The organism is Luteipulveratus halotolerans (assembly GCF_001247745.1).
Taxonomy (GTDB): Bacteria; Actinomycetota; Actinomycetes; order Actinomycetales; family Dermatophilaceae; genus Luteipulveratus; species Luteipulveratus halotolerans.
The window spans coordinates 1,530,878-1,546,536 of record NZ_LAIR01000002.1 but is presented as its reverse complement, the minus strand read 5'-3'; the positions used below and the strand labels follow the sequence as shown (position 1 = coordinate 1,546,536).

General features: G+C 70.1%; 15 protein-coding genes. 2 read left to right on the top strand and 13 right to left on the bottom strand.

The window, feature by feature from the left end:
* Window positions 1-7: 7 nt before the first annotated feature.
* From VV01_RS07930 to VV01_RS07915, 4 genes are all read right to left on the bottom strand, one after another.
* Window positions 8-811: a polyprenol monophosphomannose synthase gene (locus tag VV01_RS07930; RefSeq protein ID WP_050669413.1), complete on the bottom strand. Its 804-nt coding sequence runs from the start codon at window positions 809-811 to the stop codon at window positions 8-10.
* Complete coding sequence (lnt, locus tag VV01_RS07925) at window positions 798-2,381, bottom strand: apolipoprotein N-acyltransferase (RefSeq protein WP_050669412.1); 1,584 nt, start codon at window positions 2,379-2,381, stop codon at window positions 798-800. The genes VV01_RS07930 and lnt overlap by 14 nt, the downstream gene beginning before the upstream one ends.
* A gap of 322 nt (window positions 2,382-2,703) precedes the next feature.
* Window positions 2,704-4,239, bottom strand: coding sequence for an amidohydrolase (locus VV01_RS07920; protein WP_050669411.1), 1,536 nt, complete (start codon window positions 4,237-4,239; stop codon window positions 2,704-2,706).
* Between the two features lie 46 nt (window positions 4,240-4,285).
* Window positions 4,286-4,792, bottom strand: coding sequence for an Lrp/AsnC family transcriptional regulator (locus VV01_RS07915; RefSeq protein ID WP_082220881.1), 507 nt, complete (start codon window positions 4,790-4,792; stop codon window positions 4,286-4,288).
* A gap of 115 nt (window positions 4,793-4,907) precedes the next feature.
* Between VV01_RS07915 and VV01_RS07910 the strand changes: the two genes are divergently transcribed.
* On the top strand, window positions 4,908-5,849 hold the full coding sequence (locus VV01_RS07910; protein ID WP_050669410.1) for a 5'-3' exonuclease: 942 nt from the start codon (window positions 4,908-4,910) through the stop codon (window positions 5,847-5,849).
* On the opposite strand, the gene VV01_RS07905 is transcribed toward VV01_RS07910, so the two are convergent.
* From VV01_RS07905 to VV01_RS07875, 7 genes are all read right to left on the bottom strand, one after another.
* The gene (locus tag VV01_RS07905; protein ID WP_050669409.1) at window positions 5,840-6,403 is read right to left on the bottom strand and encodes a PH domain-containing protein; all 564 of its coding nucleotides are present in this window, start codon (window positions 6,401-6,403) and stop codon (window positions 5,840-5,842) included. The two genes, VV01_RS07910 and VV01_RS07905, sit on opposite strands and share 10 nt — an antisense overlap.
* A 54-nt stretch (window positions 6,404-6,457) precedes the next feature.
* Window positions 6,458-6,952, bottom strand: a complete 495-nt coding sequence (locus VV01_RS07900; protein WP_050671799.1) for a DinB family protein — start codon at window positions 6,950-6,952, stop codon at window positions 6,458-6,460.
* A gap of 26 nt (window positions 6,953-6,978) precedes the next feature.
* Complete coding sequence (locus VV01_RS07895; RefSeq protein ID WP_050669408.1) at window positions 6,979-9,792, bottom strand: DEAD/DEAH box helicase; 2,814 nt, start codon at window positions 9,790-9,792, stop codon at window positions 6,979-6,981.
* Between the two features lie 48 nt (window positions 9,793-9,840).
* Window positions 9,841-10,656: a twin-arginine translocase subunit TatC gene (gene tatC, locus VV01_RS07890; protein WP_231635186.1), complete on the bottom strand. Its 816-nt coding sequence runs from the start codon at window positions 10,654-10,656 to the stop codon at window positions 9,841-9,843.
* A 40-nt stretch (window positions 10,657-10,696) separates the two neighbouring features.
* Entirely contained in the window at window positions 10,697-11,053 is a 357-nt protein-coding gene (gene tatA / locus VV01_RS07885; protein WP_071606322.1) for a Sec-independent protein translocase subunit TatA, read from the bottom strand.
* A gap of 136 nt (window positions 11,054-11,189) precedes the next feature.
* Window positions 11,190-12,164 (bottom strand): helix-turn-helix transcriptional regulator, encoded by a 975-nt coding sequence (locus VV01_RS07880; protein ID WP_050669406.1) that lies wholly within the window; start codon window positions 12,162-12,164, stop codon window positions 11,190-11,192.
* Window positions 12,164-13,147, bottom strand: a complete 984-nt coding sequence (locus tag VV01_RS07875) for a helix-turn-helix transcriptional regulator (RefSeq protein WP_050669405.1) — start codon at window positions 13,145-13,147, stop codon at window positions 12,164-12,166. The genes VV01_RS07880 and VV01_RS07875 overlap by 1 nt, the downstream gene beginning before the upstream one ends.
* Before the next feature lie 41 nt (window positions 13,148-13,188).
* On the opposite strand from VV01_RS07875, the gene VV01_RS07870 reads away from it, so the two are divergent.
* Window positions 13,189-14,286 (top strand): DUF3866 family protein, encoded by a 1,098-nt coding sequence (locus tag VV01_RS07870; RefSeq protein WP_050669404.1) that lies wholly within the window; start codon window positions 13,189-13,191, stop codon window positions 14,284-14,286.
* A gap of 287 nt (window positions 14,287-14,573) precedes the next feature.
* Here VV01_RS07870 and VV01_RS23280 read toward each other — a convergent pair whose 3' ends face one another.
* Entirely contained in the window at window positions 14,574-15,062 is a 489-nt protein-coding gene (locus tag VV01_RS23280) for a hypothetical protein (RefSeq protein WP_157508775.1), read from the bottom strand.
* 158 nt (window positions 15,063-15,220) lie between these two features.
* Entirely contained in the window at window positions 15,221-15,640 is a 420-nt protein-coding gene (locus VV01_RS07860) for an FKBP-type peptidyl-prolyl cis-trans isomerase (protein ID WP_050669402.1), read from the bottom strand.
* Window positions 15,641-15,659: the final 19 nt, after the last annotated feature.

Genomic DNA, 15,659 nt, shown 5'->3' with positions numbered 1-15,659 from the left:
TCGGTCGTCAGGGTCGGCGTCGCGCCACCGCGTCACGCAGCTGGCGCCAGCGGTAGTCCGCGCCCCAGCCGCTGATACGGACCAGCGACTCTCGTACAACGTCCTGATCCATCTTGGAGTCCCCGATCTCGCGCTCGACGAATCGGATCGGTACCTCCACGATGCGCAGACCGGCGCGCACCGCACGCCAGGTGAGGTCGGTCTGGAAGCAGTAGCCCGCCGAGACGACCTCATCGAGGCCGATCTCGCGCAGTGCGCTCGAACGGTAGACGCGGTATCCCGCCGTCGCGTCCTTGACCGGCATGCCGAGCAGGAGGCGGATGTAGAGGTTGCCTCCACGGCTCAGGGCCTCGCGGTGCCACGGCCAGTTGACGACGCTCCCGCCAGGGATCCAGCGCGACCCGATCACCAGGTCGGCGTCAGCCGCCTCGCGCAGCATCGTCGGCAGCACCTCGGCGGGGTGAGAGCCGTCGGCGTCCATCTCGACGAGGGCGTCATAGCCCCTGGCCAGGCCCTCGGCGAAACCGGCGAGATACGCCGCGCCCAGGCCCTCCTTGCCCGCACGGTGCATGACCGTCACCTGCGGGTCGTGCGCCGCAAGACGGTCAGCGACCTCGCCGGTGCCGTCGGGTGAGCTGTCGTCCAGGACCAGGACGTCGACCTCGGGCGCTGCCGCCCGGACTCGCTCGACGATGCGCGGGAGGTTGTCCCGCTCGTTGTAGGTCGGGATGAGGACGAGCACCCGCGTGAGCGGGGTGCGGTCCGGGCCTGCTGTGCGGGCAGTCTCGGAACGTCCGTCAGAGGCGGTCATGCACGTCCTTCTCGTGGTGCTGGCGGGTGTCGTGGTCTGTGGCCGGGGTCGGGACACCGGCACGGTCCGTCACCTTAGCGGCGCGGCGGACGCGCACGGCCTGAACCAGCGCGACGGCTCCGACGAGAGTGGCGAGCAGCTCGGGGATGCGCCCCACGCGGTCGGCCCAGGTCGTCGCCGTACGCAGCGGCAGCTCGCCGACGAGCGCCTTCTGGGTGAACAGCGACGACTGGTCGTGCGTCGTGCCGTCAGGGGTGATCAGTGCGCTGACGCCGACGGTCGAGATGTGCACGATCGACCGGCCGTGCTCGATCGCACGCAGGCGAGAGATGGCCAGCTGCTGCTCGGACTCGGCCGTGCGACCGAACGTCGCGTTGTTGGTCTGGACGGCGAGGAGCTGGGCGCCGCGGCGTACGGGCTCGCGGGTGAGGTCGTCGTAGGCCACCTCGAAGCAGATGACCGGCCCGACCTTGACCGTGCCCGACGGTGTCGGGGCCGCGAAGACGCTGGGTTCCTTGCCGGGCGCGAAGTCCTTGGTGACCAGGTCGACCTTGGTGCTGAAGGTGCGGAAGAAGGAGCGGTAGGGGATGTACTCGGCGAAGGGCACCGGGTGCTGCTTGACGTAGCGGTCGACGATCCCGCGCCCCGGGACGTAGAGCAGCGTGGCATTCGACACCCGCGGCGACGGCTCCTGCAGCACCGCGCCGACCATGACCGGGACGCCGATCGCGCTCACCGCCTCGGTGATCTCGGTCGCGGCGTCGGCGTTGCGCAGCGGATCGATGTCCGAGGAGTTCTCGGGCCAGACGACCAGGTCAGGCGCCGGGGTGCGGCCCGCCCGCACGTCGGCCGCCAGGCGGTTCGTCGTGCGCACGTGGTTGTCGAGCACGGCGCGTCGCTGGGCGTTGAAGTCGAGCCCCGACTGCGGGACGTTGCCCTGGATGCCGGCGACCGTGACCGCCCGCCCGCCCGTAGCCACGGGCCACAGCGCGGCCAGGAGCAGGACACCGGCCGATGCGACGAGCGGGCGCAGCGCGGGGAGCCGACCGAAGTCACGCACGCGCGCACGCTCCGCGGCGACGGCCAGCCAGCCGCCGACCAGCGCGACCGCGAAGGTCACGCCCGGCGCTCCGGCCACCGATGCGAGGTGGACCAGTGGCGAGTCGGCCTGTGAGAACGCGATGCGCGCCCACGGAAATCCGCCGAAGGGGACCGTGCCTCGGATCAGCTCCTGGGCGACCCAGAGGCAGGCGATGAGCCACGGGCGCACCCTGATGGGTTGCACGACAGCGCACGCCAGCCCGAGCGCGGCGACGTAGAGGGACTCGGTGACGGCGAGCGCCATCCAGGGAACGGCACCGACGTAGACGCCGCTCCAGCTGAGCGCGGGGACGAAGCAGCCGAGGCCCGTGAGCAGACCGAGACCGAGGCCGGCACGGGCCGAGACCCCGACGGTCGCCCACGCCATGCCCGCGACGCCGACAAAGGCCAGGGGCCACAGGTCGATGGTCGGGAGGGCGAGCCAGAGGCACAGACCGGAGGCCACGGCGATGAGGGAACGACGCAGCACCTCGTCAGCCTAGGCGACGCGTCGCAGGCGATCTGCCCCGGACACAACAGATGGGCCCGCTCGCCGTTGGGGCCAGGCACGCATTGCGCGACGCGTACCAGTTTTCTACTAGGCGAGGGGCCCATCCGTAGTCATGGGAGAGTCCGCCTCCGAGAGGTGGACCTGGGAAGGGAACATACCCTCCACGCCGACGATGTCAACAGCCCTGTGACCTGCGGCTTCGCGCATCATTGCAGGTCAGAGCGCTGCTGCCCAATCCGGTTCTGTACCAATCTTTTCCCTTGGCACGGCGTGTCGCATCCGAGGCGGCCCTACGCGTCGGTCACCAGACGTCATGCACGACCCGCCCCTGCAGGACCGTGCGCAGTGCGGCAGGCTCGTGCAACGCCTCGTCGAGGCCCCCCGCGCAGTCCCAGATGACGTACGACGCCTCGCTCCCGGGCGTGAGCGCGCCGCCGGTCTCCCCCGCCGCAGCGTGCCCGCCGGCGAGGTGCAGACGCAGCGCCGTCGCAGCGTCGAGGGCTTGCGCCGGTGCGTGGTGGTCGACACACGCACGCACGGCCGCCCACGGTGCGAACGGCGTGACGGGTGAGTCCGAGCCGAGCGCGACCTGCACACCGGAGCCGACGAGATCGGCGAGCGGGTTCGCCGCCAGTGCGCGCTGCAGCCCGAGGCGGGCGGCGTACATCCCGTCGTCGCCGCCCCAGAACGCGTCGAAGGCCGGCTGCACGCTGGCCACGACTCCGATCTCGGCGAGCGCGTCGATGTGCTCGGCGTGACACAGCTCAGCGTGCTCGAACCTGTGACGTGCCAACCGAATTCGCTCGATGCCGACCTCGCGAGCCGCCTGGCGTACGCCGTCGACCGCACAGTCCATGCCGGCGTCGCCGATGACGTGGAAACCGGCCTGCAGACCGGCGAGCGTGCAGGCCGTGACGTGGGTCGCGACCTGCTCGGGCGTGAGGTAGGTGAAGCCCGACAGGCCGAGTGCGTCCTCATACGGCTCACGCAGAGCGGCCGTCCGCGAGCCGATCGACCCGTCGACGTTGAGGTCTCCGGCAAGACCGCGGACGCCGAGGCGGTCTGCGAGTGCCCGCGCCTGCGCGACGTCTTCGACCAGCTCACCCCAGTAAGGCACGACGCGCGGCGCACCGGGCTCACGCGCGGCGGCCACGACGGCGAGCAGGTCTTCCTCGCTGGTGAGGACGGGTGCGCCCATCTCGTGCAGCACACCGATGCCGGCGGCGAGAGCAGCAGTCATCGCGGTGCTGATGAAGTGCGCACGATCGTCCTGACTCACGCCCCCGCGGTGCGCCTCGCGCACGAGATGGTGTGCGTCGCGGGCGACGAGTCCCGTTCCGTCCGAACCGGGTGAGCTCCACGCACCCGCCCGGTCGACCAACGCGGACGACGCGCTCGCGGAGTGCATGTCGATGCGGGTGGCGTAGACCTCTGCTCCCCCACACGCCCGGTCGAGCTCGGCGGCCGTCATCGCCCGCTGCTCATGCCACTCGGTCTCGTCCCAGCTGTACGCGAACACCGGTCTCCCCGGCCGCTGAGCCGCGGCGGCGCTGAGACGATCCAGCGCCTCGGTCACCGAACGGGTTCCGGCAAGATCGATGCCGGCCAGGGCCTGTCCGGTGTCGCTGATGTGCACATGGGCATCGACGAAAACCGGTGTCACCACCCGGTTCTCGAGGTCGACGACCTCGTCGAAGTCGGAGGGTGTCGCGTCGTCGTCGGGCCCTGTCCACACGACGCGTCCGTCTCGGACGGCCATCGACGAGCTCGTGGTCACACCGTCAGTGATCACACCGTGCGTCAGCAGCACGGACCTTCCGAGGTCGTGCGTGGTCATGCTCGATGGTTCCTCTGCTGCGAATGTCGTTGGTATCCGGTCGATCTCAGTGGGCGGGCTCCGGATCGGCTGAAGTCGCGTCCGGCGCGGGGACGATCCGACCGTCGACCTCTGCGCTGAGCGGCGAGCGGTCCTCCCACGGAGTGCTGAGCACGACGGTCGTGCGGGTGGTGACGCTGGCCGCCCCGCGGATGTCGGCCAGGAGGTCCTCGAGCTCGCCCGGGCCACCCACCCGGACCTTGAGCACATAGCTCTCGTCGCCGGCGACCGAGAAGCAGGAGTCGATGGCTGCCATGTGCCGCAGCCGGTCCGGGACGTCGTCCGGAGCTGCGGGGTCGAACGGCGTCACCGAGATCAGCGCCGTCATCGGCACCTGCGCCTGGTCGTGGTCGACCACCGCGCGATAGGCGCGGATGACGCCGCGCTCCTCGAGCCGACGCACGCGCTGGTGCACGGCCGATGTCGACAGACCCGTACGTCGCCCGAGGTCGGTGTAGCTCATGCGTCCGTCGCCCGCGAGCAGCTGCACGATCTGCCGGTCCAGTGCCTCCATGCGGGAACTGTAAGCCTCGGCGGCGCGCTCGCCGGTGAACCTGGCCGGTTCCTGGACGGGCTCAGGCCCCGGTCGCCCGTACCCGCGCCCGACCCGTGGGTGACAGCATGTGCCCATGTCGTCTCGCCGCCTGATGCTCCTGGACTCGGCCAGCCTGTACTTCCGCGCGTTCTACGGGGTGCCTGACCGGCGCCCCACACCGCAGGCTCCGCCCAACAACGCGATCCGCGGCTTCGCCGACATGATCGCCACGCTCGTCACGACGTACGAGCCGACCGACTTCGTCGCGTGCTGGGACAACGACTGGCGGCCGGCGTTCCGCGTCGCCGCCATCCCGTCGTACAAGGCGCACCGGGTCGTCGAGGGCACCGAGACGCTTGAGGAGTCCCCCGAGGAGCTCACCCCGCAGGTGCCGGTCATCCGCGAGCTGCTGGAGGCCTGCGGCATCACCCGGCTCGGCGTCGACGGCTACGAGGCCGACGACGTGATCGGCACCCTAGCCCACCGCGCGCACGGCACGGCGACGGTCGATGTCGTGACCGGCGACCGCGACCTGTTCCAGCTGGTCGACGACGAGCAGAGCGTGCGCGTGATCTACACCGCCCGCGGTGGCGTGCGCGACCCCGACCTGGTGGACGAGTCGTGGCTGCACGCGAAGTACGGCATCAGCAGTGGGCGCGCGTACGCCGACATGTCGATGCTGCGCGGAGACACCAGCGACGGACTCCCGGGCGTGCAGGGCGTCGGCGAGAAGACCGCCGTCACCCTCATCAACCGGTACGGCGACCTCGCGGCGCTGCGCACAGCGATCGACAGCGGCGATCCGCAGATCAAGGGCGCCCAGCGCACCCGCCTCGAGGCCGCCTCGGCCTACCTGGACGTCGCCCCGTCAGTGGTCACCGTCGCGCTCGACGTGGCCGTGCCCGCTGACCTCGTCACCGCGCTCCCCTCGTCACCGGTCGACGACGACGCCCTCGACCGGATCGCTGCGGAGTACGACGCGGACACGCCCGTACGACGACTGCGCGAGGCGCTCGCGGCGCAGGCTCAGCGGTAGGGGCTCGTCGGCGGCACCGGTCCGCGCGGCGGCTCGCCCGGAGGGAACTCGCCGTCGTCGGAGCCGTCGTCGTGCTGGAAGAGCAGCTCGTTCATGCGGACGTGCACCTGCTCGACCTTCGGCACGTCGTGCAGCCTGACCCCGGCCTTGTCGGTGGCGTCCGAGACGATCAGGGTGCCGCAGCCGAGCAGACGGTCGAGCAGGTCTTTCTCGTAGGTCACGTCGTTGATGCGGTAGAGCGGGATGTCGCGGCCCGTGCGGGTGATGATGCCTTCACGCGTGATCAGGCGGCGGTTGGTGATGACGTAGATGCTGGTGCGCCACTTCAGGATCGGGACGACCACCCACACGATCGTGGCCAGCACCGCGAGCCCGATGATCACGTAGACGATCCAGTTGGCCCAGTCGTTGGATCGAACCCACCAGCACAGCAGCAGTGCCGCGACGATGATCAGGACCAGCGCGATGAGCGGCACGACGATCTTCTTGATGTGCGTGCGCAGCTCCATCTGCACGCTCTCGCCCTGGGCGAGCAGCTTCGGTGAGAACCCCATGGCGGTCATCGTGCCAGAGCCCGACCCGTCGCGTGCTGCGCCCCGCGCACGGGTTCAGCGCGCGGAGATCAGCTGCTCACGCAGGATGTCGGCGTGTCCGTTGTGCTGGGCGAGCTCACGCAGCATGTGCAGGTAGATCCAGCGCAGCGGCAGCGGCCCGCGTCGGTTGCCGTGGACCACGTCGTCGAGGTGCAGCCCGGCAGTCGCCCGGCGTGAGGCCTCACACGCGAGCACGTACGCCTGCCGCACGCTCTCGACGGTGTCACCGTCGTCGAGGTCGAACGACTCGTCCGGGGTCTGCGGGATGCCGATCTCCTCGCGCGAGCGGCAGCTGATCGCCTCGTCGAACCACACCTCCTCGATGAAGGTCGCGTGCTTGGCCAGGCCGAGCACCGTCGTCTTGGACGGCACGAGCGAACGACGCGCCTCCTCGTCGGTCAGCCCGTCGAGGCAGGCGAGCACCTGGGCACGGTGGTCGTCCAGGAACCGGTCGAGCTGGTCACGCAGGTCTGCGGCGAAGGCCTCGGGCTCGAGCGCGGTGGCGGTCACGCGATCACCGTACGCGGGCACGCGCCTCAGTCGAGCCGGTCCGCGGCGACCACGCCGCGCACGACGCCGTCGATCGCCTTACGGGCGGTGCGGCGTACGGCGTCGCTGGGTGTCGCGTCGGCGATCTGGTCGAGCAGGTCGGCCAGCTGCTTGCACCGGCGGACGAAGTCTCCGGCCGTCAGGTCGCTGTCACGCAGCACCGTCTCCAGCCGGGCACCGGACACCCAGCGGTGCACCATCCAGGCGATCCCGGCGTCGGGCTCCCCCATCGGCACCAGGCGATGCGCGCGCTGGCGGTCCTCCAGGTCGGACCACAGGCGCAGGAGCGCGTCGTAGCCGTCACGCACCGCATCGCCCGGCATCCTGGGCGCGAGGTCGGACTGGTCCCGCCGGGGCTCGTGCACCAGGGTGCTGACGACCGCCGCGAGCGACGGCGGGTCGAGCTGCTTCCACGCGTCGGTGCGCAGGCACTCGGCGGCCAGCAGGTCCTTCTCGGTGTAGATGCGCTGCAGCACGTGCCCCTGGTCGGTGACCTGCTGGCCGTCCTCGCTGAGGTAGCCGAGCTCGACGAGCAGGTCGCAGATGCGGTCGAACGTGCGCGACACCGTATGGGTGCGGCTGCCGACCTTGCGCTCGAGCCCGTCGGTCTCCCGACGCAGCCGCCACCAGCGCTCGGCCCACCGTGCGTGGTCCTCCCGGTAGGGGCACTCGTGGCACGGGTGCTCGCGCAGCTGCCGACGCAGCGACTCGATCTGGTCGCTGACGGCCGCGTCGGTCTCGGGCTCGGCGACATCACCCCGCGCCGGAGGGTCGTGGGGCACCTTGGTGCGCAACGTCGCGGCCAGGTCACGGCGGTGCTTGGGGCTGCGGGCGCTGAACGACTTGGGGATCGCCAGGGTGGTGAGCGCCGAGACCGGCCCGTCGACGTCGGTGTGGGTCAGGCGGCGGATCTGCCCCTCGGAGGTCAGCAGGGTCGGCTCGGGGCCTGTACGCCGGCCGCCACGGTTGCCCTGGATCACTACGGCCAGGCCCGCGCGGCGTCCGGCAGCAACACGGATGACATCGCCGGGCTGGAGCTCTTCGAGCGACCGCTCGGCGGCGGCGCGCCGGCTGCTGGCCTCCGCCCGGCGTACCTGCTTCTCCAAGTCGGAGATCTCGCGGCGCAGCGCGGAGTACGCAGCGAAGTCGCCCAGGTGGCAGCGCATCGCGTCGGCATACCCGTCGAGGGCCTCCTCGTTGCGCTTGATCGCGCGCGCGATGCCGACGACGCCGCGGTCGGCCTGGAACTGCGCGAACGACGACTCCAGCACCTCGCGTGCGCGTGCTCGACCGACCTGATCGACCAGGTTGACGGCCATGTTGGACGTCGGGACGAAGCTGGACTTCAGCGGGTAGGTGCGGGTGGAGGCCAGACCGGCGACGGCATGCGGGTCGACGCCACGGTTGTGGAGCACGACGGCATGGCCCTCGATGTCGATGCCGCGGCGACCGGCGCGTCCGGTGAGCTGGGTGAACTCGGCCGGCGTGACGTCGGCGTGGGTCTCACCGTTGAACTTCACCAGCCGCTCGAGCACGACAGTGCGTGCCGGCATGTTGATGCCGAGCGCGAGCGTCTCTGTGGCGAACACCGCGCGGATGCGACCCTCGGTGAACAGCTCCTCGACGATCTCGCGGAACGTCGGGAGCATCCCGGCGTGGTGCGCGGCGAAGCCCCGGCTCAAGCCCTCGACGAAGTCCCAGTATCCGAGGATGCCCAGGTCTTCCTCGGGCAGGGACGAGACCCGCTCCTCGACCTGCCGTCGAATGCGCTCCCCCTCCTTCTCGGGGATCAGCTGGGTGCCCCACGCGAGCAGCTGTGACACGGCAGCGTCACAGCCGACCCGGCTGAAGATGAACGTGATCGCGGGCAGCAACCCGTCACGGTCGAGGCGGTCGATCACCTCGGCGCGGCTGGGACCCCCACCGGGGCGGCCCGCCGGACGGCCGCCGTGCGTCGGGCCGCCCCCTCGGCGGCCGCGTACCTGCTTGCCTCGACGGCCGCGCGGAGCACCGGCGTCCTCACGGCGTCCGTGGCGATCGGTGCTGGCCTCCAGCCGCGAGATCCGTTGCAGCAGCTCAGGATTGACCTTGGCGCCCGAGTCGTCGCCGGAACCACCGGCGTCGTCCACGAACAGGTCGAGCAGTTCGCGGCCGACCATCATGTGCTGCCACAGCGGCACCGGACGGTGCTCCTCGACGATGACCTCGGTGTCGCCACGCACCTCACGCAGCCAGTCGCCGAACTCCTCGGCGTTGCTGACCGTCGCGGACAGCGAGATCACCTGCACCGACTCGGGCAGGTGGATGATCACCTCTTCCCAGACCGCGCCGCGGAACCGGTCAGCGAGGTAGTGCACCTCGTCCATCACGACGAAGCCGAGCGTGAGCAGGGTCGAGGACCCGGCGTACAGCATGTTGCGCAGGACCTCGGTCGTCATGACGACGATCGGCGCCTCGCCGTTGATCGAGGAGTCGCCGGTCAGCAGACCGACGTTGTCCGCGCCGTGCCGGGCGGCGAGGTCGGCGTACTTCTGGTTGGACAGCGCCTTGATCGGCGTCGTGTAGAACGTCTTGCGCCCGGTGTGCAGGGCCAGGTAGCAGGCGAACTCGCCGACAACCGTCTTGCCCGACCCGGTGGGCGCGGCGACGAGCACCCCGCGGCCGTCCTGGACGGCCGTGCAGCCCTGGATCTGGAAGTCGTCCAGAGGGAAGGAGTACTGCTCGGCGAACCGGCCGACGTGACTGCTGTCGAACCGACGACGCTCGCGCGCGGCCGCATGACGCTCAGCGGGGGTGGGCATGCTCCGAAGACTAGGCGCTGACCCTGACCGAGCCGAGGCTCGACACGATCACAGCGGTGAGGCCTGGTCGTCCGGGACGTCCATCCAGTCGGCCCGGTCGCGGCTCGCACGCCGCTTGTCCATGAGGATCGAGAACCCGCACGCGAGGTAGTACAGGCCCACCATCGGCAGGGCCAGCGCCAGCATCGTCCAGGCGTCCGGCGTCGGCGTCATCATGGCGGCGAAGACGAAGATCGCGATGATGGCCACGCGCCAGCCCTTGAGCATGATCCGACCGGGCAGGATGCGCGCGCTGTTGAGACCCACCAGGAAGACCGGCAGGAGGAACGCGAGACCGAACGCGAGGATGAACCGCGTGCAGAAGGTGAAGTACTCGCCGGCGTTGGGGAGGTTGGCGGAGTCCTCCGGGGTGAAGCCGAGCAGCACCTCGACGGCCTTGGGCAGTGCCCACGTCGCGAGGTAGCAGCCGATCAGGAACAGCGGGACCGCAGCGGCGACGAACAGCCGCGCGACCTTCTTCTCCTTCTTGGTCAGCCCCGGCACGAGGAACGCCCAGATCTGCCACAGCCACACCGGGCTCGACACGATGACGCCGAGCCACATCGCGATCTTCAGGTGCAGGGTGAAGGCCGAGGTGATGCCGGCGTAGTTGAGCCGGACGAACTCGCTGTTGCGCTCCTTGGAGAGCTCGACCAGGGGTTCGGTGAGAAACTTCACGAGCTGGTCGTAGATCACCCAGCCGAGCACCGCCCCGACGGCGATCGCCAGGGCAGCGATCAGCGCACGGTTGCGGAACTCACGGAAGTGGTCGCCGAGGGACATGCGTCCTTCGGGGTTGGCGTTCTTACGCCGCAGGAGCGCCATCTATGCGGTCCGGATGTCGAGGACGGGGTCAGGCACTCCCTCAGGAGCCCTGGCCACCAGGGTTCTGACCGCCCTGCTGCGGGGGCTGCTGCGGCTGGTACTGCGGTGCCTGCGGCTGCTGGTAGGGGCCGGCCTGCGGCGGCGTCTGCGGTGCGGGAGCCTCGCCCGGCAGCGGAGCCTCACCCGCGGGCGTCGCACCGTGCGCCGTCTCACCCTTGACCGTCTGGCCCGAGGCCTTGCTGTCACCGCTCATCTCGCCCATCTCGCTCTTGAGGATGCGAGCGGACCGGCCGAGGCTGCGCGCTGCGTCGGGCAGCCGCTTCCAGCCGAAGATCACGACGACCAGCAGGACCAGGATGACCAGGTGCCATCCCTCGAAAAGACCTCGGATACCCATGCTTCTGCTCTCCCTAGGAGCTCGCGGTCGTCTGGCCGCGGGCTCGTGCTCGATGCAACGTGTTCCAGTCTACGTGCGCGACCACCCGTCGGTGACGAGGCGCACAACGGGCCCGAGTCGGACCGGTGAACTCTTGTCAGCGAGCACCTGTCGAGTACGCCGCCAACGCCTCGTCAGCCCCTGCTCGTACGCCGTCGACCAGCTCCGCGGGCGCAGTCACCCTGGCCTGACCGCCCAGGCGCCACACCAGCGACCGCACCCAGGCCAGGTCGGAGACCCGCAACGTGATCTCGGACCGGCCGTCGCCGAGGTCGCGGATGTCGTCGACCGGGTAGTACTCCCCCACCCACGACGCACTCGACTCGACCTCCAGGCGCACCTGCACGTCCTCGGGGGCCGGGGTGAAGATGCCCTCGTCGAGGTCACGGGGGCGAGCGTGGGGTGGCGGTGTGCCGTCCACGTCGAGGACCTCGGCGTGCTCGACCCGGTCGAGCCGGAACAGACGCACCTCCTGAGCGCGGTGGCACCAGCCCTCGAGGTACCAGTGGCTGTCGATGTTGACCAGGCGCATCGGGTCGACGTCGCGCTCGGTCGTCTCGTCGCGAGCCGCCACGAGGTATCGCAGGTGCAGCCGGCGCGTCCGTGAGAGTGCCTCGCGCGCGACCGCCAGCGCCTCGATGGCCGCTGAGTCGTCGAGCGACACCTGGACGCGCGACGACGCCTCACTGGTCTCGCCGGCGGCCTCCGTCAGCTTGGCGAGAGCCCGTGCGATGGCGTCGCGCTCACCGAGTCCGGGGACGTCGGCGAGCGTGCGCAGACCGACGATCAGGGACAGGGCCTCGTCGCGGCTCAGCCGCAGCGGCCGGGCGATGGTGTCGGCGTTGCGCAGGAAGACCCGGCCCTCGTCCCACTCGGCCTCGATGAGGTCATCGGGCAGGTGGCCGGGCGTGCCGCACAGGAACAACAGCTGCAGGTCCGCCTCGATCTGGGCGGTGCTCACGCCGAGCTCACGGCTGGCCTCACCGATGTCGACCCCCTGCCGGTTGACCAGCCAGGGGACCATCGTGAGCAGCCTCGACAGGCGCGCGGTGGCGTTCTCGGGCGCAGCCATCAGACCTTCTCCGCGTGGGACTCACGCACGGCGCGCAACCGGCGTACGACGCGTCCGACCAGGTCGTCCGGTGACAGCGCCACCGCGGACGGGCCGAACCCGGCGATCTCGTTGGCGAGCATCTCGACATCGCGGAAGTCGACCTCCACGACCTGCCAGCCGTCGGCGTCGCTGACGACGCGCGCACGCCGCCGCAGGGTGTTGCCGGCGCCCTCACGGACCCGCACCTGCGCGGTCTGCAGCGCCCGGTCGTCCTCAGACCCGGCGATCATCACGACCGGGTCGTGGCCGGCCGGAACGTCGTACGACGCAGCGCGCGGCTCGCGGCCGACGCGCCCCTCGATCCGGCTGAGCCGGAACACCCGCGGCGCCTCACGGTCGAGGTCATGACCGGTGAGGTACCAGCGGCCGTGCCAGCTGGTGATGGCCCAGGGCTGGACACGGCGCTGCTCGACCTCGGCGCCGCGTTTGCGGTAGCCGAACCGGATCGTGCGGCGCTGCACCACGGCGTCCTTGACCGGCTCGAACGCGGGCTCGCTGGTACGGACGCGCGGCTCGAGGCCGAGGACCGAGTCGGTGTCGCGCTCGATGTCCTGGGCCTGCAGCTTGCGCATCGCCTGGGCGGCCGGGCCGCCGAGGCTGGCCTGCTGCCAGGTGCGGCTGGCCAGGCCCAGGACCGCGAGCTCGTCGGCCTCGAACGCGATCTCGGGCAGGGCGTACTCGCGCTGGTCGATGCGATAGCCCGACTCGTCGTCGAAGAAGGAGTCGACCGGCTCGGTCTTGAGCGGGATGCCGAGCTCGCGCAGCTCGTCCTTGTCGCGCTCGAACATGCGGTCGAACGCCTCGTCGGACGCCGCCTCGCCGTACTGGGGCACCGCGCTGCGGATCCGGGCCTTCGACAGCGGCTGCCGGGTGTAGAGCAGGCAGATCACCAGGTTGAGAAGGCGTTCGGTCTTGGCGGCCGGCGTGGTGGCGGCAGGCATGCCCTGAACGCTACCCGACACTTCGCACTAGTGTGCGACGTGTGATCCGATGGCGAGCAGGTGTCGTGGAGTCCGAGCGCACCCGGTGGGCCGGTGCCGTCGAGTACGCCGTCCGCCTCGTCGACGACGACGTCACCGTCCGTGCACTCGCCTACTCCGACCTCGTGGGTGAGGCGCAGCCCGGCGACCGGGTCCTGCTCAACGTCAGCGCGCTGGTGCGGGGGCTCGGCACCGGTGGGCTCGCCCTCGTGACCGCGATCCCCGACCGCATCCCGGCCGATCCGCCGGCCGGACCTGGCCACGTGGTCAAGGCTCGCTACACGCCGTCGCAGGCCATGGTCCTCGGCGTCGACGAGCAGGAGTCGCCGCACCACGAGCTGCTGCGTGACGCCGACTCGATCGAGGGCATGCCGGTCGTCGTCGCCGACCTGCACTCCGCCGTCCCCGCGATCATCGCCGGGCTGAGAGAGTCGTCGCCCACTCCCCCGCGCGTCGCGTATGTCATGAGCGACGGCGGCGCACTGCCGATCGCGTTCTCGCGCAACGTCGCCCAGCTGCGTGACGCCGGCTGGATCGCCGGCTCGGTGACGGCGGGCCAGTCCTTCGGTGGCGACCTGGAGGCGGTCAACGTCCACACCGCCCTGCTGGCCGCGCGCCTAGTGCTGCAGGCCGACGTGGTCGTCCTGAGCCAGGGCCCCGGCAACCTCGGCACCGGCACGCGTTGGGGGTTCTCCGGCGTGGCTGCGGGCGAGGCCGTCAACGCGACGGCGGTGCTCGGCGGCCGACCCGTCGCCTCCCTACGCGTCTCGCAGGCCGACGCCCGCGACCGCCACCGCGGCATCTCCCACCACAGCCGGACGGCGTACGGACGGGTCGCCCTCGTCCCTGCGGACCTTCCGGTGCCGCGCCTCGACGGTGAGCTCGGCGGGCTCGTCGACGCCCAGGCGTCCGACCTCGTCACGGCCAGCGGTGAGCGGCTGCGACGCCACGACATCGACCTCACCGGCCTGTACGACGCCCTCGCGGTCTCGCCCGTGCCGTTGCGCACCATGGGTCGCGACTTCGACGCTGACACCGCTTCGTTCCTGGCGGCTGCCGCGGCCGGTCGTCACACCGCAGGGCTGCTTTCCGCGCCCTAGCCCCGACGCACGAGGGCCCACCCGTTCGCCCAGAGCGGATGGGCCCTCGCCGCAGAGGTCGTGCGTCCCGGAGACTATTTCTCCAGAATCGCGCACACGTCTCCCTCAGCGAGCGACGCGAGATGGTCGCGCACATTTTCTTCGTGCGCTTCCTGACTCATAACGAAATCCGACTTAGACAGACGGATTGAGAATCCTCCGAGCCCGACGGTGTAGTCATACACGGCCGTGTCTCCGGATCGCTGCTCGACGGTGCACCGGACACCATCCACGGAGAACGTGAGCATCTACTGATTGCACCAGAGAGTTTGGGACTTGGTGATGAGAACCTCTGGCGAGTCCGCCACGCCGATAATGTCCACGTCAACCATCGTCCGCCATGTCGTCTTTGCCACAATTCCGCCGCAGTTCGCCTTTGCGTTCGTGCGGGCGACCGAACCGCAACCCTGCTTGATGGTCTTAGCTTGCTTGCTGCGCGTCACCCACCCGTTGCCCACACGCTTCTGCAGCCACACGGTTACCCGTGCAGTCGTTCCGGGCCCTGAATATTTCTTCCAACACCCATGCGCCGACGCATAGTAGATCCCGTTGTATCGGGACACATGGACATAGTCACCAACTGTCTGAATCACTCCTGCGCGCGGAAGTGCATTGGCGACCACGGTTGAGCTGGAACTTGCCTCCACCGGGTGCACATCTGCACCCGCACTCGCTGGCGCGACTGCGACCAGGCCCATCCCCAAAACGGTGCCAACAATTCGCTTCTTCGTATCCATCCCCCAGTGAATATCGAATCTCACCGCCCATTCTTGGGCGACCTAGGAACCATATCAGCGCCGTGCCTGATCGTGATCGCGCCAGCGCGGTTGATCGACGTCAACTCACGGTCGCCCACCCCGGTCTGACGAGGGGTGGCGTGGCGGACTCTGCGGTGTCAGCGCAGACCGAACGCCGATCCGGCGCCCGGCTTGTTGGCGCTCACCAGATCGACGACGAAGATCAGCGTCTCGCCGCCCTTGATGGCGCCGCCCGCGCCCTGGTCGCCGTAGCCGAGGGCCGGCGGGATGATCAGCTTGCGGCGGCCGCCGACCTTCATGCCGACGATGCCCTGGTCCCAGCCCTGGATGACCTGGCCGACACCGACCTGGAAGTCCAGCGGCGCACCGCGGTTCCAGGAGGCGTCGAACTCCTCGCCCGTCGACCAGGCGACACCGACATAGTGGGCCTTGATGGCGTCGCCGGCCTTGGCCTCGGCGCCGTCACCGACGGTGATGTCCTCGATGACCAGCTCGGCGGGCGGGTTGTCACCCGGGAAGTCGATCTCGGGCTTGGTCGTGCTCGGGTCGAAAGGCATTGCTGCTCCTAGGAGTTCG

What these genes read in the sequence shown, in the direction of transcription:
- VV01_RS07920 (WP_050669411.1), bottom strand. Translation starts at nt 4,239, where the DNA reads ATGACCACGCACGACCTCGGAAGGTCCGTGCTGCTGACGCACGGTGTG.
- VV01_RS07905 (WP_050669409.1), bottom strand. Translation starts at nt 6,403, where the DNA reads ATGGGGTTCTCACCGAAGCTGCTCGCCCAGGGCGAGAGCGTGCAGATG.
- VV01_RS07860 (WP_050669402.1), bottom strand. Translation starts at nt 15,640, where the DNA reads ATGCCTTTCGACCCGAGCACGACCAAGCCCGAGATCGACTTCCCGGGT.
- VV01_RS07895 (WP_050669408.1), bottom strand. Translation starts at nt 9,792, where the DNA reads ATGCCCACCCCCGCTGAGCGTCATGCGGCCGCGCGCGAGCGTCGTCGG.
- VV01_RS07880 (WP_050669406.1), bottom strand. Translation starts at nt 12,164, where the DNA reads ATGGCTGCGCCCGAGAACGCCACCGCGCGCCTGTCGAGGCTGCTCACG.
- VV01_RS07930 (WP_050669413.1), bottom strand. Translation starts at nt 811, where the DNA reads ATGACCGCCTCTGACGGACGTTCCGAGACTGCCCGCACAGCAGGCCCG.
- VV01_RS07875 (WP_050669405.1), bottom strand. Translation starts at nt 13,147, where the DNA reads ATGCCTGCCGCCACCACGCCGGCCGCCAAGACCGAACGCCTTCTCAAC.
- tatC (WP_231635186.1), bottom strand. Translation starts at nt 10,656, where the DNA reads ATGGCGCTCCTGCGGCGTAAGAACGCCAACCCCGAAGGACGCATGTCC.
- VV01_RS07915 (WP_082220881.1), bottom strand. Translation starts at nt 4,792, where the DNA reads ATGGAGGCACTGGACCGGCAGATCGTGCAGCTGCTCGCGGGCGACGGA.
- VV01_RS07910 (WP_050669410.1), top strand. Translation starts at nt 4,908, where the DNA reads ATGTCGTCTCGCCGCCTGATGCTCCTGGACTCGGCCAGCCTGTACTTC.
- VV01_RS23280 (WP_157508775.1), bottom strand. Translation starts at nt 15,062, where the DNA reads ATGGATACGAAGAAGCGAATTGTTGGCACCGTTTTGGGGATGGGCCTG.
- tatA (WP_071606322.1), bottom strand. Translation starts at nt 11,053, where the DNA reads ATGGGTATCCGAGGTCTTTTCGAGGGATGGCACCTGGTCATCCTGGTC.